The organism is Azospirillum sp. A23 (assembly GCF_042938965.1).
Classification (GTDB): domain Bacteria; phylum Pseudomonadota; class Alphaproteobacteria; order Azospirillales; family Azospirillaceae; genus Azospirillum; species Azospirillum melinis.
The window spans coordinates 2,616,571-2,639,164 of the sequence record NZ_CP170667.1; the positions used below are offsets into that span (position 1 = coordinate 2,616,571).

The 22,594-nt window shown below is 68.1% G+C and carries 25 protein-coding genes and 1 tRNA gene; 9 read left to right on the forward strand and 17 right to left on the reverse strand.

Annotation, left to right across the window (positions count from 1 at the left end; genetic code table 11):
- The first annotated feature begins 61 nt into the window (after window positions 1–61).
- On the forward strand, window positions 62–844 hold the full coding sequence (locus tag ABNQ40_RS29785) for a DUF1003 domain-containing protein (protein ID WP_109052298.1): 783 nt from the start codon (window positions 62–64) through the stop codon (window positions 842–844).
- Window positions 845–874: 30 nt separating this feature from the next.
- Here the strand turns inward: ABNQ40_RS29785 and ABNQ40_RS29790 are convergent, their stop codons facing one another.
- The 9 genes from ABNQ40_RS29790 to ABNQ40_RS29830 form a co-directional block, all read right to left on the reverse strand.
- Window positions 875–2,716 carry a hypothetical protein gene (locus ABNQ40_RS29790; RefSeq protein ID WP_146255536.1) on the reverse strand — a complete coding sequence of 614 codons (1,842 nt, stop codon included), beginning with the start codon at window positions 2,714–2,716 and terminating at the stop codon, window positions 875–877.
- 171 nt (window positions 2,717–2,887) lie between these two features.
- A complete protein-coding gene (locus tag ABNQ40_RS29795; RefSeq protein WP_109052296.1) occupies window positions 2,888–3,127 on the reverse strand; it encodes a hypothetical protein in 240 nt (79 codons plus the stop codon).
- A 151-nt stretch (window positions 3,128–3,278) separates the two neighbouring features.
- Window positions 3,279–3,722: a PA2169 family four-helix-bundle protein gene (locus ABNQ40_RS29800; RefSeq protein ID WP_109052295.1), complete on the reverse strand. Its 444-nt coding sequence runs from the start codon at window positions 3,720–3,722 to the stop codon at window positions 3,279–3,281.
- A 134-nt stretch (window positions 3,723–3,856) separates the two neighbouring features.
- The gene (locus ABNQ40_RS29805) at window positions 3,857–4,450 is read right to left on the reverse strand and encodes a YgjV family protein (protein ID WP_158285636.1); all 594 of its coding nucleotides are present in this window, start codon (window positions 4,448–4,450) and stop codon (window positions 3,857–3,859) included.
- Window positions 4,451–5,127: 677 nt separating this feature from the next.
- Entirely contained in the window at window positions 5,128–5,376 is a 249-nt protein-coding gene (locus tag ABNQ40_RS29810; protein WP_109052293.1) for a hypothetical protein, read from the reverse strand.
- A 203-nt stretch (window positions 5,377–5,579) separates the two neighbouring features.
- Window positions 5,580–5,653 (reverse strand) — tRNA-Gly (locus ABNQ40_RS29815).
- A gap of 47 nt (window positions 5,654–5,700) precedes the next feature.
- Window positions 5,701–6,564, reverse strand: a complete 864-nt coding sequence (locus ABNQ40_RS29820; RefSeq protein WP_109052292.1) for a 1-acyl-sn-glycerol-3-phosphate acyltransferase — start codon at window positions 6,562–6,564, stop codon at window positions 5,701–5,703.
- Window positions 6,565–6,571: 7 nt separating this feature from the next.
- Entirely contained in the window at window positions 6,572–7,465 is an 894-nt protein-coding gene (locus ABNQ40_RS29825) for a GNAT family N-acetyltransferase (protein WP_109052291.1), read from the reverse strand.
- A gap of 437 nt (window positions 7,466–7,902) precedes the next feature.
- Window positions 7,903–8,316 (reverse strand): MucR family transcriptional regulator, encoded by a 414-nt coding sequence (locus tag ABNQ40_RS29830; protein WP_014249126.1) that lies wholly within the window; start codon window positions 8,314–8,316, stop codon window positions 7,903–7,905.
- An 89-nt stretch (window positions 8,317–8,405) separates the two neighbouring features.
- Here ABNQ40_RS29830 and ABNQ40_RS29835 point away from each other — a divergent pair, with 89 nt between their 5' ends.
- The gene (locus tag ABNQ40_RS29835) at window positions 8,406–8,660 is read left to right on the forward strand and encodes a sulfurtransferase TusA family protein (RefSeq protein ID WP_098740857.1); all 255 of its coding nucleotides are present in this window, start codon (window positions 8,406–8,408) and stop codon (window positions 8,658–8,660) included.
- Window positions 8,661–8,663: 3 nt separating this feature from the next.
- Here the strand turns inward: ABNQ40_RS29835 and ABNQ40_RS29840 are convergent, their stop codons facing one another.
- Window positions 8,664–9,131, reverse strand: a complete 468-nt coding sequence (locus ABNQ40_RS29840; protein WP_109052290.1) for an N-acetyltransferase — start codon at window positions 9,129–9,131, stop codon at window positions 8,664–8,666.
- Window positions 9,128–9,898 (reverse strand): tRNA (adenosine(37)-N6)-threonylcarbamoyltransferase complex dimerization subunit type 1 TsaB, encoded by a 771-nt coding sequence (gene tsaB, locus ABNQ40_RS29845; RefSeq protein WP_109052289.1) that lies wholly within the window; start codon window positions 9,896–9,898, stop codon window positions 9,128–9,130. The genes ABNQ40_RS29840 and tsaB overlap by 4 nt, the downstream gene beginning before the upstream one ends.
- A 205-nt stretch (window positions 9,899–10,103) precedes the next feature.
- On the opposite strand from tsaB, the gene ddpX reads away from it, so the two are divergent.
- From ddpX to ABNQ40_RS29860, 3 genes are all read left to right on the forward strand, one after another.
- On the forward strand, window positions 10,104–10,652 hold the full coding sequence (gene ddpX, locus ABNQ40_RS29850; protein ID WP_109491215.1) for a D-alanyl-D-alanine dipeptidase: 549 nt from the start codon (window positions 10,104–10,106) through the stop codon (window positions 10,650–10,652).
- Between the two features lie 213 nt (window positions 10,653–10,865).
- Entirely contained in the window at window positions 10,866–11,918 is a 1,053-nt protein-coding gene (locus ABNQ40_RS29855) for a polysaccharide deacetylase family protein (RefSeq protein WP_109052288.1), read from the forward strand.
- Window positions 11,919–12,094: 176 nt separating this feature from the next.
- On the forward strand, window positions 12,095–12,649 hold the full coding sequence (locus tag ABNQ40_RS29860; RefSeq protein WP_247880120.1) for a hypothetical protein: 555 nt from the start codon (window positions 12,095–12,097) through the stop codon (window positions 12,647–12,649).
- Window positions 12,650–12,726: 77 nt separating this feature from the next.
- On the opposite strand, the gene ABNQ40_RS29865 is transcribed toward ABNQ40_RS29860, so the two are convergent.
- Window positions 12,727–12,930, reverse strand: a complete 204-nt coding sequence (locus ABNQ40_RS29865; protein ID WP_098740861.1) for a hypothetical protein — start codon at window positions 12,928–12,930, stop codon at window positions 12,727–12,729.
- A gap of 12 nt (window positions 12,931–12,942) precedes the next feature.
- Window positions 12,943–13,227, reverse strand: a complete 285-nt coding sequence (locus tag ABNQ40_RS29870; RefSeq protein ID WP_391348253.1) for a hypothetical protein — start codon at window positions 13,225–13,227, stop codon at window positions 12,943–12,945.
- Between the two features lie 337 nt (window positions 13,228–13,564).
- Here ABNQ40_RS29870 and dnaK point away from each other — a divergent pair, with 337 nt between their 5' ends.
- The 3 genes from dnaK (at window position 13,565) to ABNQ40_RS29885 (ending at window position 18,200) form a co-directional block, all read left to right on the forward strand.
- On the forward strand, window positions 13,565–15,481 hold the full coding sequence (gene dnaK / locus ABNQ40_RS29875; protein WP_109052287.1) for a molecular chaperone DnaK: 1,917 nt from the start codon (window positions 13,565–13,567) through the stop codon (window positions 15,479–15,481).
- 150 nt (window positions 15,482–15,631) lie between these two features.
- On the forward strand, window positions 15,632–16,783 hold the full coding sequence (gene dnaJ / locus ABNQ40_RS29880; RefSeq protein ID WP_109052286.1) for a molecular chaperone DnaJ: 1,152 nt from the start codon (window positions 15,632–15,634) through the stop codon (window positions 16,781–16,783).
- Window positions 16,784–17,009: 226 nt separating this feature from the next.
- Window positions 17,010–18,200 carry a diguanylate cyclase gene (locus ABNQ40_RS29885; protein WP_247880119.1) on the forward strand — a complete coding sequence of 397 codons (1,191 nt, stop codon included), beginning with the start codon at window positions 17,010–17,012 and terminating at the stop codon, window positions 18,198–18,200.
- A 6-nt stretch (window positions 18,201–18,206) separates the two neighbouring features.
- On the opposite strand, the gene thpR is transcribed toward ABNQ40_RS29885, so the two are convergent.
- The 4 genes from thpR to ABNQ40_RS29905 form a co-directional block, all read right to left on the reverse strand.
- Window positions 18,207–18,758: an RNA 2',3'-cyclic phosphodiesterase gene (thpR, locus tag ABNQ40_RS29890; RefSeq protein ID WP_109052285.1), complete on the reverse strand. Its 552-nt coding sequence runs from the start codon at window positions 18,756–18,758 to the stop codon at window positions 18,207–18,209.
- 80 nt (window positions 18,759–18,838) lie between these two features.
- Window positions 18,839–19,894, reverse strand: coding sequence for an NADP(H)-dependent aldo-keto reductase (locus tag ABNQ40_RS29895; protein ID WP_109052284.1), 1,056 nt, complete (start codon window positions 19,892–19,894; stop codon window positions 18,839–18,841).
- Between the two features lie 28 nt (window positions 19,895–19,922).
- Window positions 19,923–21,074, reverse strand: a complete 1,152-nt coding sequence (locus ABNQ40_RS29900; RefSeq protein ID WP_109052283.1) for an FIST N-terminal domain-containing protein — start codon at window positions 21,072–21,074, stop codon at window positions 19,923–19,925.
- A 6-nt stretch (window positions 21,075–21,080) separates the two neighbouring features.
- Window positions 21,081–21,701 carry an arylesterase gene (locus ABNQ40_RS29905; protein ID WP_109052282.1) on the reverse strand — a complete coding sequence of 207 codons (621 nt, stop codon included), beginning with the start codon at window positions 21,699–21,701 and terminating at the stop codon, window positions 21,081–21,083.
- 124 nt (window positions 21,702–21,825) lie between these two features.
- Between ABNQ40_RS29905 and ABNQ40_RS29910 the strand changes: the two genes are divergently transcribed.
- A complete protein-coding gene (locus ABNQ40_RS29910) occupies window positions 21,826–22,593 on the forward strand; it encodes an ABC transporter ATP-binding protein (RefSeq protein ID WP_109052281.1) in 768 nt (255 codons plus the stop codon).
- The last annotated feature ends 1 nt before the right edge of the window (window position 22,594 follow it).

Genomic DNA, 22,594 nt, shown 5'->3' on the forward strand with positions numbered 1-22,594 from the left:
GTCAAAATAATCAGGCATAAAGTCGCCCGCGCCGGAGTGTGCATGCAGGGAGGGCGACGTCATGGCCGATCATCAGTTTCCACCGGAAGACGGTGACGAGTCCGCGGAGCCGACTTTCCCGTCCGGCGAGGAGGAGGCCGGCGGCCTGCTGGCGTCCAAGCGTCAACCCTGCGCCATCAGCGGCAAGCGCCGGCCGAAGCGCGACCTGATCGCGCTCGACGCGCTGCGCCCCAGCCTGGCCGACCGCATCCGCCACGACCACCCGCATCTGGAGCATGACGCGCAGATCAGCCGGCAGGAGCTGGCGCGCTACCGCTCGCTCTATGTCGCCGAGCTGCTGAAGGAGGAGCATGGCGAACTCAGCGAGCTGGACCGCGAGGTCGCCGAAAGCCTCGCCCGGCACGAGACGCTGGCCGAGAACCCGGAGGAGGAATACGACGACCACCGCACGCTGGGCGAACGGCTGTCGGACGGCCTCGCCACCTTCGGCGGCAGCTGGGCCTTCCTGATCTCCTTCGCCTTCTTCCTCGGCGTGTGGATGCTGATCAACATCATCGAGGGCGATGCGCGCGCCTTCGATCCCTATCCCTTCATCCTGCTGAACCTGCTGCTGTCCTGTCTCGCCGCCATCCAGGCGCCGGTCATCATGATGAGCCAGAAGCGGCAGGAGGCGAAGGACCGCCTGCGCTCGGAAAACGACTATCGCGTCAACCTGAAGGCCGAACTGGAAATCCGGCACCTGCACGAGAAGATGGACTATCTGATCCAGCGCCAGTGGCAGCGGCTGACCGAGATCCAGCAGCTGCAGCTGGAAATCATGCAGGAAAAGCGCCTGCGGAGATAAGCGGCCTCCGGCCGGAGGGGACGGGGCGCGTCAGCGCTTGCGCCGGCCGTCCAGCTCCAGCATGCCGCGCAGCGCGGCTATGGTCTTGCTGAGCGGCGTCGGCTCGCCGGCAGGCTTGCCGGACAAGTCCTCGTCCGGCGGTGCCACGTCCGGTGCCTGGACGCTTTGCGGACGGACGGCATCCGGCGCGGCCGGTCCGCCGCGGGCCTGGCGCGGTTTGCCGGCGCGGGGCTTCGGCTGAGTCGGCGGAGGCGCCGGGGGAGATGGCAGGGGAGATGCTGTGGGGGACACCGGCGGGTCGGCATTCACCTCGTCCTCGATCAGCACGCGCAGGGCCTTCATCGCCTCCTCGATCTCGCGCTCCTGGGCCGAGCGGCGCCCGGCGGGGGGCATGTCGGGGGAAGCGGACTCCGGTGCTGGCGGCTCCGGCGCCGGGTCGGGATCGCCCCAGCCGGCCGGCAGCGACCAGCCATCGTCATCGTCCCGCCCGGCCGGCGGCTCATCCTCTTCCTCCTCGCGGGGGAGAGGCTTGTCCACCGGCTTCGCCGCGGACCTGTCGGCCGTCTGGCCAGCGCCGCGCGACGTCCTGCGCGGCGGGGGCGGGGCGTCTTCCTCCTCCGTCCCGCTCGCCGCATCCTCGATCATCGACCGCAGGGCGGCCAGGGTGCGGTCGAAGCCTTCCTCGTCCTCCGGCGGCGACGGGCGCAGGGCGCGGCGTTCGGCGCGGTGCTGATCGAAGTCGAGCGGCTCGGCGGCCGGCGGCGGCACAGGTTTGGCGGGACGGGAGGCTTTGACGGGCTTTTCCGGGTCGCGGATCGCGAAGGACAGGATGTCCTCCTCCGACGGTTCCTCGCCGTCCGGCTCCCCGTGGTCGAACCCGTCCTCGCGGTCGTCGTCGTCCGCGTCCGCCGCCCAGGGGTCGGCATCGGTATCGGTATCGCTATCGGCCCATTCGTCCTCGAAATCCCGGCGCACCAGAACCTTGTGCGAGAAGACCGGCGGTTCGTCATCGTCATGGCCGGAGGCAGGCCTTCCGCCGCTCGAATCGTCGCTGAAACCGTCGCTGTCGAAATCGTCGGCAGGCCGGCGGTCAGCGGGGTTCGCAGCGCGCCCGGCGGGAGACTGCGGCATGGCGCCGTCCCGTTCGTCCTCCTGATCGCCCCCCCGATCATCCCCCTGATCGTCATCGAACTCGTCATCCGATCCATAGGCCTGCGCCAGCAGCTGGCGCATCGCCATCAGCGTCTCGTCGTCGCCATCCTCATCATCATCGTCCGGAATGCCCCCCGGTTCCGGCAACGTGTCGTTGGCCGGGAGCTTGGCCGGAAACCCGGGATCGCCCGCAGTCGGTTCCTCGTCCGGATCGTCGTCCCACTCATCGGGCGGCGAGCTGCGGCCAAGCCGGGCCGCCATGTCGGCGAGGGAGACCGGCTCCCACAACGGTTCGGCCTCGCCATCGCCCGGGCCGTCGGCCACGAGGTCGGACAGCGGAAGCTCCGACAGGGGCTTGGCGCGAGTGGGGACGGGGGGAGGCGGGGGCGGCGGAGCGGGCGGATCCCTGTCCCCGGCCGTGTCCGGCCCATCGTTTCCCCGCAGCGAGGCGAGCAGCCCGTTCAGCGCCGCCAGCGGCGCGTCGAAGGACGGCTCGTCATCGGCGGGGGCAGCGGTGGGGAGCGACGGAACGGCCAGGATCGGCCGGCTTTCGATGTCGCGGGAGTCGCAGCGTGAGCAGCGGTAATGCGGCGCAATCGACAGAACCGGGTAATTGGGGCCGAAGCGCCGCTCCAGCATGGCACGGGGCAGCACGCCGCCATGTCCGCAGGCGCGGCAGCGCAGTTGCACGTCGGCGTCGATGTCGCGGAGGAACAGCATACGGGCCATGCCGCGCAGTATAGCGGCGGCCCGGCAGCTTTCCCATTCGTTTCAAGCCGCGATCCGTCGGTGCGGACGGCTTGCCGCGGCGGCGGCGGCGTTTGAAGACGGAAAGCGGGGTGGACGGCGCCCGGACGGCAGTCGCCGTGCCGGGCGCCGTCCATAGGACGCTCAGACCGCGCGGGTGACGGTCAGTCCCTGTTGGGACAGGCTTTCGAAGACATCCTTGAACTTCCGCAGGTAACGGGTGCGGTAGGCGTCGAAATCGGCGGCGATGGCCGCCTCGGCATTCTGGGACTTCTCGAATTCGGACACGCGGTGGGCATTCTCGGCGCGATACAGGGCGAAAGCGCCCATCGTCACCAGATCGTTGCCGACCGGATCCGCGGTCTTCGGTTTGTCGCTGTTCATCAATCCATGTCCAGGTGGAGTGGACATCCGGCCACCGGAGCCGGATGATCGGCAATGGCTGCGGCACAACCCTGCGGCCGTACCGGTTCGTTGCAGCCATTGGAAAAAGCCTACGCCCGCTTTTCCACACCCGCAATGCTGCGACGCACCATCAAGCCACCACCCCACGCAGGGCCGCCATGCGGTCCCGGTCGACGCGGATGCGGTCGAGATGCTGGGCGATCACCGCGGTGATCGGCAGCGGAAGCTCCTTCGCCATCGCCTCGTCATAGCGGCGCAGGCATTCGCTTTCGCCGCGCTCGACCTCGGTGATGATGGCGGCCCGGTCATGGCCGAGCACGGTGGATTTGAGTTCCAGGAAGAAGCGGTGGGCGCCGCCCAGCATGGTGCCGCCCATGTCCGGCGCCCCGCCCTGTTCGGCGACCAGCCGCTGAATCTCGCGCACGATGGCGCCGCGCTGGGCGGCGAGATCGTTGAACAGGGCCTTCAGATCCTCGTCCTCGGCGGATTCGGCGGCCTGCCGGTAGCCTTCGTGGCTGTCCTCGACGATCCGGATCAGCTCGTTCAGCGTATCGACGATCTCGTCCTTTTCCATGACGGCAAGCCCTCCCATGCGTCCCCTACGGTGCCACAACCAATGCGCAGGGCTGAATGTTCCCACCAGCCACCGGGAGCACTCCGTGAGAGACAGGCCTGGAGAGACAGGCCGGGAAGACGGACGAGAACGCCTTATGCCGCCACTTGGTCGGAGGCGACGCGTGCGTGGAACGGACGGCTGCGGAAGATCCCCGCCCGCCACAGGCCGATGCAATGACCGGACAGGCCCATCGCGTCCGACACCAGCCCGAAGACCGAGCCGGCCAGCAGATTGTGTCCCGATCCGACCAGGGTCGCCAGGATGAAGCACAGGCGCATCCGCCCAACCCCGCTCTGCCAGCGGCCGAGCGTGGCCAGCAGGAAACCGGTCGCCGACAGCGCCGACATCGGCCCCTGCCAGCTCAGCACCGCCACCGCCAGGGCCGCCGGCACGGTCAGCCCATAGAGAAGGCCAAGCACCCGGCCGGGGTGCCGGCGGATACGCACCGCCATCTGGATCAACCCCAGCCCGCACATCAGCATGCCGGTCTGGGCGCCCAGCAACAGGAAGTGAAGCAGGAAGAGGGAGGAGGCGGTCGCCTGCGCCAGCAGGATCGCCCGCCGGCCGCCGAGCAGCGTCGACAGGGTGGCCGCCGACAGTCCAGCAATGCCGGTTGCCGCAACCGGCGACAGCGTGACGGACTGAGAGGTCAGGGTCGGAAGATAATCCAGTAGAAATGCCGTCATGGAGCGCCTTCGCACGAAGAACATGCCGCAGTGCAGCGAAGGCGGCGGACGCTAGTCCCGGACGGTTAACCAGATATGAACATCGATGTGACCGGAAACAGACCAAAAGACGACCGGCTGGCAACCACCGAAAGTTGGGAGGCGCAATCATGTGTCTCCCGTCGTCAAAGCCGGTGATTATTGTGTGTCTTCTGTCCTGGCGCCCTGTGATGGAAATGGTTTTGAAAGATTGCACAGGTGCGAGCCCGGCGATTTCGGGTTGGATCCTGTCCATCCTTGTCGTTGGCAAAGCGGGCCGGGGACGGCATTCTCGCCCCGTCACGGCGGCATCGTTATCGATGGCCTCGTTTTCGGCGGCCTCGTTTTCGGAGGATTCGTTGCGAGGGTCGCCGGACCGGGATCGGGGGATCATCCGCAATCAGGGCGAACGCAATCAGAGCGAACCGGGGGAACCACCATGGCGCTGTATGGACGGCATCCCGCCTCATTGGGCTGGGAACCGAAGCCGAAGTCGAAGTCGACCAAGACCGGCGCATCGCGCGCGCATGGTGGCCGTGCCGGCCGCAACGGGCCGCTGTGTTGTTCCTGTGGCCGGCCGATCCGTGCCGGCGACCCGCATTGGGCCGGGCATGGCGACCAGAGCCCCTGGCATTATGCCTGCGCCGAGCGCGCCGGCCTTACATGGTCATGGGCGGGCCGTCCGGCCGAACCGCCGCTTCCGGCCGCTGAACTGGACTGACCGCACCGGCGGCCAGCCCCGCCTGTGCCTCTTCACGCCCGCGCCGGTAGGCGTCGCGTTCGGCCTCCACGATGGCGTCGGCCAGACGCCGTTCGAACTCGCGCTCCACAAGGGCGGAGAACAGGTCGATGCGGAAGCGTGCCTGCAGCGAGCGGCTCAGCCTGCGGGCTCTTTCGATCGGCGGCATCGGCGGTTCCCCTCTCGCTGCTGAACGGTATCGCCCAGCTTCAGAGATCGGGGCTCTTCGAGCAATTGCGCCATCGGCGAACCGCCCACGCAAAAGAGAGCGCCCATCCGCACCCATCGGTGCGAACCGCCCGTCTTTGAAATTTCAAATTTTCAGGAAGGAAAGCGGCCCAAGGCCGGATGCCATGCAGCCGGCATGGCATTTGGAGCGGGTGAAGGGAATCGAACCCTCGTCGTAAGCTTGGGAAGCTTCTGCTCTACCATTGAGCTACACCCGCGCGCCCGCTGTTTATAGGCGAGTGCCGCATCGGATACAAGAGCGGAATCAAGCACTCGCGGCGGTGGGAGCGGGGGCCGGAGACGTGGCTTCTGTCGCCGGAACAGGGACGGACGGACGGCCGGAGATGGCGCAGGCGACGCCGTCGGAAATCACCCGATGGCAATGCTCGGCCAGCGCCTTGCGGCTGCTGAAGCCGTCGATGGTCACCGGCGGATGGAACTCCACCTCCACCGTCATGCCGCCCAGGCGGAAGGCCTGCCACAGGTGCGGCGCCAGATCCATGTCGCCATACCAGGCATAGAAGGGGCGGAAGGCGAAGCCCATCGGGATGCCGTCCAGGCGGGTGGCGGCGACGCTGATCGGCTGCACCGTCAGCGGATGGCCGTCGATGCGGCGGGCGGCGACGGCGAACAGGGCGGTCTTGAAGGGCAGGGTGCGGTTGCCGTCGCTGGAGGTGCCCTCCGGGAACAGGATCAGGCTGTCGCCGCCATCCAGACGGCTGCCGATGTCGTCGCGCTGCTTGTCAACCGAGGCGCGGGCCTTGCGTTCCACGAACACCGTGCGCTGAAGCCGGGCCAGCAGGCCGAAGAAGGGCCAGGATCCGACCTCCGACTTGGCGACGAAGGAGCCGGGGATCTGCGACCCCAGCACAATGACGTCCAGGTAGGAGGAGTGGTTGGACACGAACAGCACCGGCCCGTCGGCCCGCTGGCCGCGCACCACCACGTCCAGCCCGATCAGCCGGGCACAGACACCGTGATAGAAGGCGGGCAGGGTGCGGCACAGACGCCAGTTCCGCGCCACCGCCAGGGCCTGCAGCGGGATCAGCAGCAGCGTCCACAGCAGATAGACCGTCAGGCGCAGGGCGCCGCGGCCGGAGGAGCCCAAGGCGCGCGCGGTGCGGTTCATGATTGCCTCAGCCGGCTTGGCTGTCGCGGCTGCGACGCTCGTAATGCTTGGCATACTTGTCGGTGATCAGATCGCTCTTCACCACGATGCAGACGTCGGTGGTGTTGAACTGATGGTCGATCACGGCACCGTCGCCGATGAAGCCGCCCAGCCGCAGATAGCCCTTGATCAGCGGCGGCAGGATGTTCAGCGCGCGGCGCGGATCGATCTGGTCCTTGGGCATGCGGTTCAGCGACACGAAGCGTTCCGGCAAGGCCGTCGCCCGCAGCTCCGGCGGGGCCAGATGATGGTGGTAGAGGTAGGACAGCGGCTCGGCCAGCGCATCCGGATCGGTGCCGGGCAGGCTGGCACAGCCGAACATCAGGGCGATGTCGTGCTGGAACACATAGGCGGCGATGCCCTGCCACAGCAGCTGCATGCTGCCGCGGGACCGATAGCCGGCATCGACGCAGGAGCGCCCCAGTTCCAGCACCTCGCCGGGATAGCTGGCGAGGCGGCCGATGTCGTATTCGTCGCTGGAATAGAAACGGCCGACCTTCTCGGCGGCGGGACGGCGGATCAGCCGGTAGGTTCCGACCACCATGTCGGGGCCGTTGCCGCGGGCATGGTCGATGACCAGCAGATGGTCGGCCACACCGTCGTAATCGTCGAAATCACGGGACCGGGCCTGCATCGCCGGCGAGGGAACCGCTGCCATCTCTTCATAGAAGACGCGGTAGCGCAGCGCCTGCGCCCAATCGATCTCTTCCGCCGAGCGGGCCAGCCGCACCTCCAGGGTGCCCAGGCGAATGCCGTCCGCCAGCTTCTCGCCGCCGACACCGGAGACATCGGGTGCGGACGCCTCGCGCCGCTCCGGGCTAGTCCGGGTCATGCCCGGCTGGTCCAAGCTTGCATCAGCCATGTCGAGGGTCCGCTGCGATGATGGTTCGGGACTATGCGCTGCGCCTCCCTGCCTGCCACCGCCGGGCCACGGCGGCCGGGCCGCAGCGGCTGGGTCGGGACGACAGAGTCGCACGCACCACAAGGCATAACACGATCCGCCGGTTGCCGGTCAACCGACATCGTAGCCGACGGCGCGGCACGCGGTCAGCCAACACCCTTGGCCGGAGCCATGACCGACACCCTATGAGCGGCAGCGGATCGGCCTGCGTGAAATCGGCCTGCGTGATTTTGCAGTTATGGAGTCCGGAGCGCCGGAGCGTGAGGCGGCGCCGATGCCCTGCCGGACGGGCCACCCGCGGCGAAGGCGGGATGGTCGGGCACGGGAAGGAAGGGAAGGGGGCGGAAAGGGCGGCGGCGCCGGCACGGCACCGGTCCGCCCTGCGGAACCCCCAATCCTCAGGCGCCGCGGCGGGCGCGGGTACCGAGACCGATCTGCTTGGCCAGCGAGCTGCGCTGGCGGGCGTAGTTCGGCGCGACCATCGGGTAGTCGGCCGGCAGGCCCCAGCGGTCACGGTATTCTTCTGGGGTCATATTGTACGCCGTCTTGAGATGGCGCTTCAGCATCTTCAGCTTCTTGCCGTCTTCCAGGCACACAATATAGTCCGGCGTGACCGACTTCTTGATCGGCACGGCAGGCTGCGGACGCTCTTCCGCCACCACCGGTTCGGTGCCGACATTGGCCAGCGACTTGTAGACCTGCTCGATCAGAGTCGGAAGATCGGTCAGTGCGACTGTATTGTTGGAGACATGCGCCGCCACGATCTCCGTGGTCAGAGACAACAGCGCGTTGGAAGGGGACCCGTTGCTCATGTAAGCTTGCTCCGCGGCATTCGTACCTCACCATATAAAGAGGTTTCCTGCATCGTGCAATATCCATCCTTTGGAACAAAGAGGAATCGGTGACCGAAAAAATCTCCACAGACTTGTTTCTCGACATCACCTCGCAGGTTTGTCCGTTAACCTTCGTCAAGACCAAGTTGATGGTGGAGCGGATGGACGCGGGGCAGACCCTCGAAGTCCGGCTGAATGCCGGTGAACCCTTGGAAAACGTTCCACGATCCTTGATCGAGTTGGGTCACAGCATTCTGTCTGTCCACCCCGAACGAATGGATGAGCCGGATGGAGTCCATCGCCTGATCGTGCAGAAAAATTAACCCCTATGCCCCGTCAAGATTGCGGCGCAGAACAAGTGCCGCGACCCGTCCATCCGGTCGTTTGTAGTATCCAGGGCGGCGTCCGACGGAAAAAAAGCCACTGGCCTTGTATAGACTCGAAGCTGCCGGGTTATCCTCGGCGACTTCAAGAAACAATGCAGTCGCACCCAGGTCCTGCGATCCGCCGACCGCGGCCTCCACCAGCAGGCGGCCGATGCCGCCGCGGCGGGCCTGCGGCAGCACGCCGATGGCGAGGATCTCCGCATCCTCCGCCGCGACCCGGGCCATCACGAAACCGAGCGGCCGGTCCCGGTCATCGAGGGCGATGGCGGCGAAGCCGGCCGGCGGGACGATCAGGGTGGCGACCGACGCCTCGTCCCAGGGATCGTCCGGGAAGCAGGCCTGCTGCAGGGCCGCCACCACACCGGCCTCCAGCAGGCCGGCGGGGTGGAGGCGGACGGCGGCGGTCATGCCGCGGCTCCTCCGCCCGGTACGGCTTTGCTCCCTGGCCCGGCAGCCGCGGTCTTCGGCTCCGTGGTCTTCGGCCCCCCCGTTTTCGGCAGGGTGACGTCGGGCGGACGGAGATAGAAGGGTTCGGCCGGCTGGCCGGTGGGGCGGACAGCCCCGAGCGCCGCCACCACGGCCGCATCCGGCAGCCCGTCGCCGGACGCCAGGGCCAGATCGGCACGCCCGGCCAGCAGCGGCGCCACCGCCGCCGCCGCGTCGCCGGCCAGCAGCAGCGGCCCGGACGGGTACAGCCCGTCGAGCCAGCCGGGGATCGCCGCCGGATCGGGCATCGCCGGATCGCCGACGGGGGCCAGCGCCGCGTCGTAGAGTTGAAGGAAGGGTTCCGCCCGCCGGCTGTCGACGGCAACCAGCAGGAAACGGCCGGCACGCTCGGCGGCCGGCACGCCATGGGCGATGGCGTCGAAGCTGGTGATGCCGATCACCGGCAGGTCCTGGGCGACGGCGATGCCGCGCGCGGCGGCCAGCGCGATGCGCAGCCCGGTGAAGGCACCCGGCCCGACGGTGACGGCGATGCGGTCGAGTTCGGCGAAGCCGGCGCCGGCCTCGGCCAGCACCTCCTGCGCCAGTGGTACCAGCACTTCGGCCTGCCCGCGCGCCATCGGCGGGCTGCGCCGGACGGTCACGCGCGCCCCGTCATCCTGACCGGCCGTTCCATCCCACACGGCCGCCGAACAGCCGGACGTGGCCGTATCCAGACCCAGAACCTTCATCACCCCACCTTCCCTGCCGCCGCGACCCGCGGACGGCCCGATCATAATACGCAAGCCCAGCCGCCACGGATTTCCATCCTGCCCGGCATTCCCCCGAAACGGAACCCGCCCGCATGGGAATGGCAGACCCGCGACCATGGCAGACGGCGCCGTGGCCATGCTACAGGACGATCGTCTTCCCCATACGCCGACGGTTGCCCTGTTCATGCTGACCGAGATCACGCCTCCGGCCTTCGACATCGACCTGGAGCTTCTCTACGCCACCGCCGACAATCTGTCGGGCGTGCCGATCTACCGCTCGGCGGTGTGCATGCTGCACCCCGACGCGGCCCGCCGGCTCGCCGACGCCATCCGGCTGGCCCGCGGCATCGGCTGCCGGCTGCGGGTGTACGATGCCTTCCGCCCGGCGGAGGCGCAATGGAGGCTTTGGCACGCCTTCCCCGACCCCACCTATATCGCCGACCCGCGGCTGGGGTCCAACCATACCCGCGGCGTGGCGATCGACCTGACGCTGGTGGATGCCGCCGGCGTGCCCCTGGACATGGGCACCGGGTTCGACGCGATGACCGAGCGGTCGCACCATGGCCGCATCGACCTGACCGCCGAACAGCAGCGCAACCGCGCCCTGCTGCTGGGCGTGATGGTGGGGGCGGGCTGGGAGCATTACCCCTCGGAATGGTGGCACTACCAGCTGCCGGATGCCGAACGCTACCCGCTGCTGACCGACGCCGCGGCCGGCGGCCGGCTGATGTAGAGACAGGGGCGGCCGGTACCGGCCCGAACTCAACTGCCCAAGCTCATTTCTACGTGTGCTACGCCGGAGGCGTTCCATTGTTGCACGCGCGCACCGCATCTCTGCTCTCCGCAGGAAAGCGGCGGACAGCGCTTGTTCGCAGGACGGGGACTGTGGCACATCATTTGCGTTGGGGCGGAGGTCGCCCCAATCAGCCTTTTCCGCAAGGGCGCCATGCCGTTCCGTCGTGCCGTCTCGGTAGTCGCCGCCGCCGCGCTGTCCATCTGGACCGCGTTCGTGCCGGTGTCCCGGCCCGCCGCCGCCGAAGCCGCCTCTCCGCAGGGCGCCAGCGCGGTGGTGTTCGCCTATGACCGCTTCGGCGAGGACCAGAACCCGTCGATCAGCATCCGCATCGACCAGTTCGAAGCGCATCTGGACGAGCTGACCGACGGCGATTACACCGTCCTGCCTCTGCCGAAGATCCTGGACGCCCTGCGCACCGGCAAGCCGCTGCCCGACCGCACCGTGGCGATCACCATCGACGAGGCCAGCCGCTCCGCCTTCACCGAGGCCTGGCCGCGGCTGAAGGCGGCCAATCTGCCCTTCACCCTGTTCGTCGCCACCGATGCGGTGGACCGCGGCTCCCCTGCCCACATGACCTGGGGCGAAATCCGTCAGCTGGCGGCGGCCGGCGTCACCATCGGGGCGCTCGGCACTTCCACCCAGTCGATGCTGGCGCGCAGCCCGGACCAGCTCGCCGCCGACCTGCGCCGGATGTCCGACCGCTTCCAGGCGGAGCTGGGGCGGCGCCCGGCCGTCCTGGCCTATCCGCAGGGCGAATATTCGCTGGCGGTGCGGCAGATGGTAATCGACCAGGGCTTCACCGCCGCCTTCGGCCAGCAGTCGGGGGTTATGCATCCGCAGGCCGATCCCTGGAGCCTGCCGCGCTTCGTCATGAACGAGACCTACGGCAGCGCCGACCGGTTCGAGCTGGCGGCCAACGCGCTGCCGCTGCCGGTGTCGGACCTGACGCCCGACGATCCGCTGGTCACCGTCAACCCGCCGCCGCTGGGCTTCACCATCGCCGACGGGGTGGGCGACAGCTCCAAGCTGGCCTGCTTCGCCACCGGCCAGGGCCGCACCGCGCTGGAACGCATCGCCGAGGACCGGGTGGAGGTCCGCATCCGCGATCCCTTCCCGCCGGGCCGCGCCCGCGTCAACTGCACGCTGCCGGCCGCCGACGGCCGCTGGCGCTGGCTGGGCGTGCAGTTCCTGATCCCGGAATAACCGGCCGCATCGGCAGTTTCCGGGGCCGATTCCGGGGCGTTTCCGACCGCATCAATCGGGCATTGGCTGCCGGTTCCGCCGCGCCTATGGTGCCGCTTCCGGCGTGCCGTCGCGAGGCGCGCCGCGGTTTCCAGAAATGGGCGTTTTCACAAGCGGGCGATTTTCGGGAGCGGGCCATGGCCGACGACACCTATTCACCAAGCGGGCCGGGGGGCGGACAGGGGGGCGGGCAAGGCAGCGCGCAGGGCTCCGACATCGGCTGGGCCGACACGGTGCGGTTCCGGCTGCCGGCCGGCTGGGCCGTCGATGTGGAGGAGCATGAAGGGCAGCCGGTGGGCACCTTCCGGCCGCCGCCGCCGGCCGCGGGCGTTCTGCGGCTGGTGACCGACCGGGTGGTGCCGCGACCGGACTCCGGCGGCACCGCCGCAACCTTGCAGGAGATGGCTCTGCGCTTTGTCCGGCCGCAGGACCAGCGGGCGGGGGACCGGACCGTGGACAGCCGGGCCGACGGCGCCGTGATCGCCCAGGCGATGATGCGGACGGAAGAGGACGGCCGGGCGGAGACGCATTATCTATGGCTGGTCGGTGCGGAGCGCGCCGATGCGGCGGGGTCCGTCGCCGCGGTCGCCATGTTCAGCTTCGCGCTGCCCGACCTGATGGATGGCGACGAATCCTGCGCCGAAATGCTGGGCCGGATCGACGATGCCATCCGCAATGCGGAGATCTTGTGAGGCGGCAGGTTTTGTGAGGCGGAAAGGCATCCGCCTCCTCGGAACGTCACTGCAACACGGTCACTGGGGAGCGCCGGTCAGCAGTGGCCGGCGCCGGTCGCCATCAGCGCCTTCATGCGCAGCGCATGCGGGTCGTGGGCGACGGCGGCCTCTTCGGCCGCAAGGGCGGCGAGGCTGAGGAAGCGCACCAGATCGTCCAGATCGCATCGCGTGGCATCGCTCATCAGGCTGTCGAGGCAGGACTTGATGGCCAGGGCCACATCGCGTCGTTCGTCCATCATCGCGCTTCCCTTTCACACCTGTGTGACCAGCATCGCAATTGAACCGCATGGTTCGGCGGCGGCAGCGGCAGCATTGCCGGCCCCGTCCCTTGCGGTCATCCCCAATGGACAAACGAGATAGCATATTCCTTTTGAGTTTTCACTATTAGATTCTCCAAAACTTGAATAATCATAGCAACTGTGAATTGATTGCACGCCACTTTGCACGCGGTTGCTTGTTAATGAAAGGTTAACTTCCTTGACTAGTTCATGAGCTAAGGATTTATCTCTTGTAACACCTGTGACGATTTGAATCATTGTGCTTGAATATCGGGATACTCGTCCCTGCGTACTTGAATACGCAGGTATTCTATTGCCAGGAGCAACGGGACGACGGCGATGTGGCACAGGGTGTCGGGGACGCGTTTTTTCCCCGCTTTTGCAGGCCGAAAGGCGCGCCACCCTGTTGCAGCCCGAAACGGCTCCGCCTATATCTCCGCCAGCACGGGCCGGACCCGGGGGCATCGCTTTCATGTGTCGCCCCCGGACACCAGGACCCCAAGCGCTCCACCGACGTTTCACCGACCCTATGGGGATCGCGGCGGTGCCGGACCAGACGGGCCGCCACGCATCTGCCGAACGAAAGAGGCTGAACATGAGCAAAGTGATTGGTATCGACCTCGGCACCACGAACTCGTGCGTCGCCGTTATGGAAGGCGGCAGCGCCAAGGTGATCGAGAACGCCGAGGGCGCGCGGACGACGCCGTCCATGGTCGCCTTCAGCCAGGGCGGCGAGCGGCTGATCGGCCAGCCCGCCAAGCGCCAGGCGGTCACCAATCCGGAAAACACCCTCTTCGCCATCAAGCGTCTGATCGGCCGCCGCTTCGACGATCCGCTAACGAAGAAGGACCAGGGCCTGGTTCCCTACCGCATCATCTCCGGCGACAACGGCGACGCCTGGGTCGAGGCGCACTCCAAGAAGTACAGCCCCAGCCAGATCAGCGCCTTCATCCTCACCAAGATGAAGGAGACCGCCGAGAACTATCTGGGCGAGAAGGTCACGCAGGCGGTCATCACCGTCCCGGCCTACTTCAACGACAGCCAGCGCCAGGCCACCAAGGACGCCGGCAAGATCGCCGGGCTGGAAGTCCTGCGCATCATCAACGAGCCGACGGCCGCGGCACTGGCCTACGGCATGGAGAAGAAGGGGTCCGGCACCGTAGCGGTCTATGACCTGGGCGGCGGCACCTTCGACATCTCCGTGCTGGAGATCGGCGACGGCGTGTTCGAGGTGAAGTCGACCAACGGCGACACCTTCCTGGGCGGCGAGGACTTCGACAGCCGGATCATCGAGTATCTCGCGGACGAGTTCAGCAAGGAGCAGGGCATCGACCTGCGCAAGGACAAGCTCGCGCTGCAGCGTCTGAAGGAAGCTGCCGAGAAGGCGAAGATCGAGCTGTCGTCCACCACGCAGACCGAAGTCAACCTGCCCTTCATCACCGCCGACCAGACCGGTCCGAAGCACCTGAACATCAAGCTGACCCGCGCCAAGCTGGAAGCCCTGGTGGACGAGCTGGTGCAGCGCACGATCGAGCCCTGCAAGGCGGCCCTGAAGGACGCCGGCCTGAAGGCCAGCGAGATCGACGAGGTGATCCTGGTCGGCGGCATGACCCGCATGCCCAAGGTCATCGACGCGGTGAAGCAGTTCTTCGGCCGTGAGCCGCACCGCGGCGTCAACCCGGACGAGGTGGTCGCCATCGGCGCCGCCATCCAGGGCGGCGTGCTGAAGGGCGAGGTCAAGGACGTCCTGCTGCTCGACGTCACCCCGCTGTCGCTGGGCATCGAGACGCTGGGCGGCGTCTTCACCCGCCTGATCGACCGCAACACCACGGTGCCGACGAAGAAGAGCCAGACCTTCTCGACCGCCGAGGACAACCAGAACGCCGTCACCATCCGCGTCTTCCAGGGCGAGCGCGAGATGGCGGCCGACAACAAGATGCTGGGCCAGTTCGATCTGGTCGGCATCCCGCCGGCCCCGCGCGGCGTGCCGCAGGTCGAGGTGACCTTCGACATCGACGCCAACGGCATCGTCAGCGTCACGGCGAAGGACAAGGCGACCGGCAAGGAGCAGCAGATCCGCATCCAGGCCTCGGGCGGCCTGTCGGACGCCGACATCCAGAAGATGGTCAAGGACGCCGAGGCCCACTCGGCCGACGATAAGAAGCGCCGCGAGCTGGTCGACGCCCGCAACCATGCCGACGCCCTGATCCACACCACCGAGCGGACCATCAAGGAGAACGGCGACAAGATCCCGGCCTCCGACAAGACCGCCGCGGAGGCTGCCGTCGCCGAACTGAAGTCGGTGCTGGACAGCGAGGATCTGGACGGCATCAAGGCGAAGACCGAGGCCCTGGCCCAGGTCTCCATGAAGCTGGGCGAGGCGATGTACAAGGCCGGCCAGGGCGAAGCCCCGGCTGCGGGCGGCGAGGCGCCGGGCGCCCAGCCGAACGAGCCGGGCGTCGTCGACGCCGACTTCGAAGAGGTCCAGGACGACAAGAAGAAGTCGGCCTGATCTTAGGCCAGCTTCTTTTTGATACGGACCTGACGCGAGCATCGATGGCCCGCCGCCTTTCCCCGGCGGCGGGCCTTCGGTATGCTGGGGTCAGGCTCCGACGCGACGCGGACAGTTTGGACCAGAACGACTCAAAGGCGGTCGGCCCCCATGGCGAAACAGGATTATTACGAGCTGCTCGGTGTGGCGAAGAGCGCCAGCGCGGATGAGCTGAAAAAGGCTTATCGCAAGATGGCGATGCAGTACCACCCGGACCGCAACCAGGGTGACAAGGACGCCGAGCAGAAGTTCAAGGAAATCAGCGAGGCGTATGACGTCCTGAAGGACGATCAGAAGCGCGCGGCCTACGACCGGTTCGGCCACGCCGCCTTCGAGAATGGCCGTGGTCCGGGTGCCGGTGCGGGCGCCGGCGGTTTCAACTTCGACTTCGGCGGCGGCGGCGGCTTCGCCGACATCTTCGACGAGATGTTCGGCGAGTTCATGGGCGGGCGCCGCGGCGGCGGCGGTGCGTCCGGCCGCGGCCAGGACCTGCGCTACAATCTGGAGATCGGGCTGGAGGACGCCTTCAAGGGCACCCAGACCACCATCCGCGTGCCCACCACCGTGCAGTGCGACGGCTGCAACGGGTCGGGTGCCGCGGCGGGCACCCAGCCGATCACCTGCCCGACCTGCCAGGGTCACGGCAAGGTGCGGGCGCAGCAGGGCTTCTTCACCATCGAGCGGACCTGCCCCGGCTGCCACGGCGCCGGCAAGGTCATCAAGGATGCCTGCAAGAACTGCGGCGGCTCCGGCCGGCTGCGCAAGGAGAAGACCCTTCAGGTCAACATCCCCGCCGGCGTCGAGGACGGCACCCGCATCCGTCTGGCCGGCGAGGGCGAGGCGGGGTTGCGCGGGGCGCCGGCCGGCGACCTCTACATCTTCCTGGCGCTCGCCCCGCACCCGATTTTCCAGCGCGACGGCGCCAACATCCACTGCCGTGTGCCGATCCCGATGACCACGGCGGCTCTCGGCGGGGCGGTGGAGGTGCCGACCATCGACGGCAGCCGCACCAAGGTGACGGTCCCACCGGGCACCCAGTCGGGCCATCAGTTCCGCATCAAGGGCAAGGGCATGTCGGTGCTGCGCAGCGCCCAGCGCGGCGACATGTACATCCAGGCGGTGGTGGAAACCCCGGTGAACCTGACCAAGCGCCAGCAGGAACTGCTGCGCGAGTTCGAGGGTGCTGCCAAGGAAGGGTCGAACCCGCAGTCGGAAGGCTTCTTCGCCAAGGTGAAGGAGCTTTGGGAAGACCTGAAGGACTGATCCCGACCGCGGCCGGGGACAAATCGGACCTGTCCGGACGGGCGGCGCGTCGACGATGCGCCGCCCGTTACTTTTTGTCGCACGCTGGGATCTTTCCGTGCTTTCCATTCGCCCCTGAGTGGTTTTTGCGCGAAAGCCGTTGAAGGGGCGGTCATGCACGTGTAATCACCCAGCATGGCTAATCCATTGGCGACACGTCCGGCCGGTGCCGGGGGCAGGCTGCCTTATGCGGGTTGAGAGGCTTCTCGCCGCGCTGGTCGACGCCTTTGTCCGCAGCGACGAACTGCCCGACCTGATCCTGCCGGCGGGCCACTCGCCGATCCTGCAACGCCGCCGCGCCGCGATGATCCAGTCGCGCGTCCGCATGGTGGCGCTGATCTTCGGCATCCTGACGCCGCTGTGGATCGCCATCGACGTCACCGTCTTCGAATGGTCGCTGGCGGTCTGGCTGATCCTGCTGCGCCTGACCGCCAGCGCCGCCTTCCTGGCGCTCGCCTTCGACCGCCGGTCCTGCGAGGACATGACCTGCGCCTGGTGGCGGCTGGCGGCGCTGCTGGCGATCCCGACCCTATTCTTCGCCGTCTCGCACCCGCTCCTGTACAACCAGGGGGTGGACGACCTGCGCATCGCCGTCAGCGCCGGCTACGGCTATCTGCCCTTCGTGATGGTGGCGGGCCTCAGCGTCTTTCCGCTGACCGCGCTGGAGGGGGCGCTGTTCGCGGCGCCGATGCTGGGCGCCCATCTGGCCGCCGGCTTCTACGGCTCGCTGGTGATGCCGTTCCCGTCCTACATCAGCGCGCTGTGGCTGCTGGCGCTGATCGCGGTGGTGGCGACGCTGGCGGCGATCAGCCAGCTGCACTTCATGATCGCGCTGCTGGAGCAGGCGGCGCACGACGCGCTGACCGGCGCCTTCTCCCGCCGGATCGGGGAGGAGTTGCTGAAACTCCAGGTCGCCCATGCCGAGCGGGCGGCGCAGCCGCTGACGGCGATCTTCGTCGATCTGGACGACTTCAAGGCGGTCAACGACCGTTATGGGCATGAGGAGGGCGACCGTGTCCTGCGCCATGCCGCCAACACCATCCGCAGCCTGCTGCGCCAGTCCGACGCCCTGATCCGCTGGGGCGGTGAGGAGTTCCTGGTCGTCATGCCCGACACCCCGCTGGACGGCGCGATGATCGCGGTGGAGCGCATGCGCCGCGCCGGCTTCGGCAAGCGGCCGGACGGCAGTTTGCAGACCGCCAGCATCGGCATCGCCGAACAGACGGCCGACCGTCCCGCCGATTGGGAAGCGCTGGTAGAACTGGCCGATCAGCGCATGTACCGGGCCAAGCAGGACGGCAAGGACCGGGTGGTCGTCACCGGCACCGGCGTCAAGCCCGACGCCGAGACCGATCCCTGGGACAGCATCACCGCCTGAGCGCGGTCAGCCGTCCACAGCGCCGTCCAGCGGATAATCCCGCAACGCTTCATAGACGGCGCCGCCGTTGCCGAGATGGCTGCGGTAGAGGGTGAGGCGGTCGACCGGCATCGGGCCGGCGCGGAACAGGCCGCGGTCGGACAGGAAGCGGCCGATGCGGTCGGCCGGCGCATCCTTCAGCCGGGCCAGCGTGATGTGGGGGGAGAATTTCCGCTCTTCCGCCGGCAGGCCGCAGCGGACGATGGCGGACTCGACCTTGGCCTGGAGATGGGTCAGCGCCTCGTTGCGCTCCACCCCGGCCCACAGCACCCGCGCCTTGCGGCCGGCGCCGAACACGCCGACCCCGTCGAAGGTGAGCGCGAATGCCGGCGCCCGCAGCTCCGCCAGGGCGGCGTCGATGTCCATCGCCTGATCCTCCGGCACCTCGCCGATGAAGCGCAGGGTCAGATGCATGGTCTCGGGTTCGGTCCAGCGCGCACCGGGCACCCCGCCGGCCAGACCGGCCAGCCGGCGGCGAACCTCCTCCGTCAGGTCGAGCGCGACGAACAGGCGGAGCATGGGGCACCTCCAGACTTACAGGGCCGGTTGCTGCAACGGCCCGCCCCCTTTCCAGGAAAGGAGGCGGGCCGTATGACAGCTTACGGGCACGGATCCGGCATGCGGTTGTGCACGGCATCGATCTCCGCCATCACCTCGGGCGACAGGGTCAGGGAGAGGGAGTCGATGTTGGAGATCAGCGTCTCCATCGTCGTCGCCCCGATCAGCGACGAGGTGACGAAGGGTTGCTGCAGCGTGAAGGCGATGGCCATCTGGTTGGGCGCCAACCCATGGCGGCGGGCGATGTCCAGATAGGCTTCCGTCGCCGCGTCGGCATTGACCGTGTTGTAGCGCGACGGCCGGTGGTCGAGCGAGCGGCGGCTGCCCGGCGGGACGGCGCCGTTCAGGTACTTGCCGGTCAGCGTGCCGGCGGCGAGCGGCGAATAGGCCAGCAGCCCGACATCCTCGCGCAGAGCCACCTCCGACAAGCCGTTCTCGAAGGTCCGGTTCAGCAGATTGTAGGCGTTCTGGATCGAGGCGACGCGCGGCAGGCCAGCGACCTCCCCTGCCACCTCGGCAGCGCGCAAGTAGCGCATGACGCCCCACGGGCTTTCGTTCGACAGGCCGACATGGCGGATCTTGCCGGCCTGGATCAGCTCGGCCAGCGCCGCCAGCGTCTCCTCGATCGGCACGGCGTCCTGCTCGGGCTTGTGCTTGTAGGTGCGGACGCCGAAGCGGTTGGTCACGCGGTCGGGCCAGTGGATCTGGTAGAGGTCGATGTAGTCGGTCTTCAGCCGCGACAGGCTGGCCTCCACCGCCGCGAAGAGGTTGGCGCGATCGAGCCGCGACTTGCCCTCGCGTATCCAGCCGAAGCCGCCGGCCGGCAGGCCGATGATCTTGCTGGCGAGGATCACCTTGTCGCGCTTGCCGCGCGACTGGAACCAGCTGCCGATCACCTCCTCCGTCTTGCCATAGGTGTCGGCGGTGGGCGGGATGGCGTACATCTCCGCCGTGTCCCAGAAATTGATGCCGCGGTCGAGCGCCGCATCCATCTGGGCATGGCCTTCGGCCTCGGTGTTCTGGCGGCCCCAGGTCATGGTGCCCAGGCCGATGGCGCTGACCGACAGGCCGGTACGGCCAAGCGGACGATACTGCATCCGGAACGTTCCTTATTCGAAATGATCTTTACAGAAACAGCGTCAGCACGCCGGTGTAGCCATAGAGCCGGTTGTGCGACACCTCGCCCGAGGCGAAGAAGCCGGTCAGCGGGATGTCGCCGAAGACCTCGCGGATCATCGACAGCTCGGCATTGGCGGCACCGAACAGGCTGGGGCCGCGGGCGATGCAGCTGACATACACCGCCCCCTTCGGCGTCGCCTTCACCCGTTTCTTGAGGCTGTCCAGCATCCGGCGCATGTCGGCGGCGGCGGTCTCCGCGTCGCGGCGGGTGAACATCACCGTCTGGCCGGTGGTGACCCGTTCGGCGATGGAGAGCCAGCCGGCGCGCGGGTCGATGGCGATCAGGTCGCGCACCAGATAATCCTGGGTGTCGGAGCCGGCGATGGGCAACCCGGCGCAGATCAGCCCGGCGACCTGCCGCAGGTCGGCGGCAAGCTCCGGCCCGATGTCCTCCTTGAACACGTCGAGCGCCGGGCGGCCGTCGATCTCAAGGATCACATTGTCGTCGCTGGCGGTGACGGTGCGCGTCGGCCCGATGGGGCGGCAACCCTGGGTCAGGGCGGTGGCGACCGGCAGCTGCGGCGCGAACAGCACGCCGGACACGCCGCCTTCGGTGACCGGGTCGGCATCCTCCGCCCCGGCGGCGATCTGCGGGAATTCCCCGCGCGAGGCGGTGAGGCCGCCGACCAGGAAGACGCCGGCCTCCTCCGACAAACGGGCGACCAGCCCGGCCATGTCGGCATGGTGCGGATCGACATGGATCAGCGCCAGCGCCGCGCCATGCTTGTCCAGCCAGCCGCCGGCACTGCCGCGCAGCGGCTCCAGCCCGTCGGTCAGGGTGGGGAACAGGCGGAAGCTGTCCTCCGGCAGGCGGGCGGCCATGATCGCCAGCCCCGGCTCGTCGAACAGGGCGGCGCCGTTCGCCATCACGCCGATGCCGGCGGTGCCGACCCAATGGCGGATGCCGGTGACGCCGCGCAGCAGGGTGACGATGCTGGTGGCATGCTCCGCCAGCCCGTCGGTCAGGTAGAGGAAGCCCAGGTTGCAGCCGGCGACCGGCCCCAGCCGGTCCAGGCAGGCCTTGACCGTCGGTCCCCACTCCGCCCCGGCGGCACAGGCGGCGTGAAAGCGGGTGTCGCTGTCCAGGATCGCGTTCATGGCGGGTCAGCCTCCGGTCTTTTCTGTAGTCTTCTGGATTTGCGGCAGGCTGTCGAGCAGGGCGGTGACGGAGGGCAGGATGCGCTCGACGATCACCGCCACGCCCTGGGCGTTGGGGTGCAGCCCGTCCGGCTGGATCAGCGCCTGCTGCAACGCCACCCCGTCGAGGAAGAAGGGATAGAGCGGCACGTCGTAGCTCTTCGCCAGATCCGGGTAGATGGCGTTGAAGCTGTCGGTGTAGGGCTTGCCCAGGCTGGGCGAGGCGAACATGCCGGCCAGCAGGGTCGGCACCTTGCGCTCCTTCAGCGTCTTCAGGATGGCGTCGAGGTTGGCCCTGGCCTGACCGGGGTCGAGCCCGCGCAGCATGTCGTTGGCGCCCAACTCCACAATGGCGGCGTCCGGCTTGTCGGCCAGCGCCCAGTCCAGCCGCGCCCGCCCGCCGGCGGTGGTGTCGCCCGACACGCCGGCGTTGACGACGGTGACGCTGTAGCCTTTCGCCGCCAGCGCCTTTTCCAGCTGGCGGGTGAAGCCCTGCGGTTCCGGCAAGCCGTAGCCGGCGGTCAGGCTGTCGCCCAGCGCCAGCAGCTTCACCGGCTGCGCGGCAACCGCGCGGGTCGGAACGGTCATCGATGCCCCTGCGGCGAAAAGAAAGGCGAATATGACCGCTGGCGCCACGCCAAGGGCGCCCGTGTTGAAAGCCCGGCGGGTCGTGCCATATGGCGATGGTCCATTCCGCTTGTGCGAGTGTCGCATGTCCAAGGCTCAGTCCCCTGCAACGTCGTCAAATTCCATCGCCCGGTCTTCAAACGAAATCATCGTTGAACTCGACGACGTCCACCTGAAATTGGACAGCGGCGCCGGACCCGTCAACATCCTGCGCGGCGTGAATCTTCAGGTGGCTGCCGGCGAGCGGGTCGGCGTCGTCGGCCCCAGCGGCTCCGGCAAGTCGACCATGATGATGGTGATGGCCGGTCTGGAACGCCCCAGCGGCGGCATCGTCCGCGTCGCCGGCCAGGATCTCCGGAAGCTGGACGAGGACGGCCTGGCACGCTTCCGCCGCCAGCATGTAGGCATCGTCTTCCAGGCTTTCCATCTGGTGCCGACCATGACGGCGCTGGAGAATGTCGCCATCCCGCTGGAATTCGCCGGGGTCGCCGACGCCTTCGACCGCGCCCGCGTCGGGCTGGAGCAGGTGGGCCTGGGCCACCGCATCCACCATTATCCCGGCCAGCTGTCGGGCGGCGAGCAGCAGCGCACCGCGCTCGCCCGAGCCTTCGTTACCGAGCCGTCGCTGCTGCTTGCCGACGAGCCGACCGGCAACCTCGACATCGACACCGGCAGCACCATCGTCAAGCTGCTGTTCGATCTGGCCGAGCGGCGCGGCACGACGCTGGTGCTGATCACCCACGACCAGAGCCTCGCCGCGCGCTGCGACCGCACGGTGCGGCTGGCGGACGGGCGGATCGCCGACGACGGGCAGGCGGCCCGGCGCGCGAAGCTCCAGGCGGCGGGGGAGTGAG

Coding starts and splice junctions, on each gene's coding strand:
- ABNQ40_RS29870 (WP_391348253.1), bottom strand. CDS start 13,227: ATGATTCAAATCGTCACAGGTGTTACAAGAGATAAATCCTTAGCTCAT.
- ABNQ40_RS29860 (WP_247880120.1), top strand. CDS start 12,095: ATGGCCGACGACACCTATTCACCAAGCGGGCCGGGGGGCGGACAGGGG.
- ABNQ40_RS29785 (WP_109052298.1), top strand. CDS start 62: ATGGCCGATCATCAGTTTCCACCGGAAGACGGTGACGAGTCCGCGGAG.
- ABNQ40_RS29800 (WP_109052295.1), bottom strand. CDS start 3,722: ATGGAAAAGGACGAGATCGTCGATACGCTGAACGAGCTGATCCGGATC.
- ABNQ40_RS29840 (WP_109052290.1), bottom strand. CDS start 9,131: ATGACCGCCGCCGTCCGCCTCCACCCCGCCGGCCTGCTGGAGGCCGGT.
- ABNQ40_RS29885 (WP_247880119.1), top strand. CDS start 17,010: ATGCGGGTTGAGAGGCTTCTCGCCGCGCTGGTCGACGCCTTTGTCCGC.
- ABNQ40_RS29900 (WP_109052283.1), bottom strand. CDS start 21,074: ATGAACGCGATCCTGGACAGCGACACCCGCTTTCACGCCGCCTGTGCC.
- ABNQ40_RS29825 (WP_109052291.1), bottom strand. CDS start 7,465: ATGGCTGATGCAAGCTTGGACCAGCCGGGCATGACCCGGACTAGCCCG.
- ABNQ40_RS29790 (WP_146255536.1), bottom strand. CDS start 2,716: ATGCTGTTCCTCCGCGACATCGACGCCGACGTGCAACTGCGCTGCCGC.
- ABNQ40_RS29865 (WP_098740861.1), bottom strand. CDS start 12,930: ATGATGGACGAACGACGCGATGTGGCCCTGGCCATCAAGTCCTGCCTC.
- ABNQ40_RS29910 (WP_109052281.1), top strand. CDS start 21,826: ATGTCCAAGGCTCAGTCCCCTGCAACGTCGTCAAATTCCATCGCCCGG.
- ABNQ40_RS29905 (WP_109052282.1), bottom strand. CDS start 21,701: ATGACCGTTCCGACCCGCGCGGTTGCCGCGCAGCCGGTGAAGCTGCTG.
- ddpX (WP_109491215.1), top strand. CDS start 10,104: ATGCTGACCGAGATCACGCCTCCGGCCTTCGACATCGACCTGGAGCTT.
- tsaB (WP_109052289.1), bottom strand. CDS start 9,898: ATGAAGGTTCTGGGTCTGGATACGGCCACGTCCGGCTGTTCGGCGGCC.
- dnaJ (WP_109052286.1), top strand. CDS start 15,632: ATGGCGAAACAGGATTATTACGAGCTGCTCGGTGTGGCGAAGAGCGCC.
- thpR (WP_109052285.1), bottom strand. CDS start 18,758: ATGCTCCGCCTGTTCGTCGCGCTCGACCTGACGGAGGAGGTTCGCCGC.
- ABNQ40_RS29895 (WP_109052284.1), bottom strand. CDS start 19,894: ATGCAGTATCGTCCGCTTGGCCGTACCGGCCTGTCGGTCAGCGCCATC.
- ABNQ40_RS29795 (WP_109052296.1), bottom strand. CDS start 3,127: ATGAACAGCGACAAACCGAAGACCGCGGATCCGGTCGGCAACGATCTG.
- ABNQ40_RS29855 (WP_109052288.1), top strand. CDS start 10,866: ATGCCGTTCCGTCGTGCCGTCTCGGTAGTCGCCGCCGCCGCGCTGTCC.
- ABNQ40_RS29805 (WP_158285636.1), bottom strand. CDS start 4,450: ATGACGGCATTTCTACTGGATTATCTTCCGACCCTGACCTCTCAGTCC.
- dnaK (WP_109052287.1), top strand. CDS start 13,565: ATGAGCAAAGTGATTGGTATCGACCTCGGCACCACGAACTCGTGCGTC.
- ABNQ40_RS29830 (WP_014249126.1), bottom strand. CDS start 8,316: ATGAGCAACGGGTCCCCTTCCAACGCGCTGTTGTCTCTGACCACGGAG.
- ABNQ40_RS29810 (WP_109052293.1), bottom strand. CDS start 5,376: ATGCCGCCGATCGAAAGAGCCCGCAGGCTGAGCCGCTCGCTGCAGGCA.
- ABNQ40_RS29820 (WP_109052292.1), bottom strand. CDS start 6,564: ATGAACCGCACCGCGCGCGCCTTGGGCTCCTCCGGCCGCGGCGCCCTG.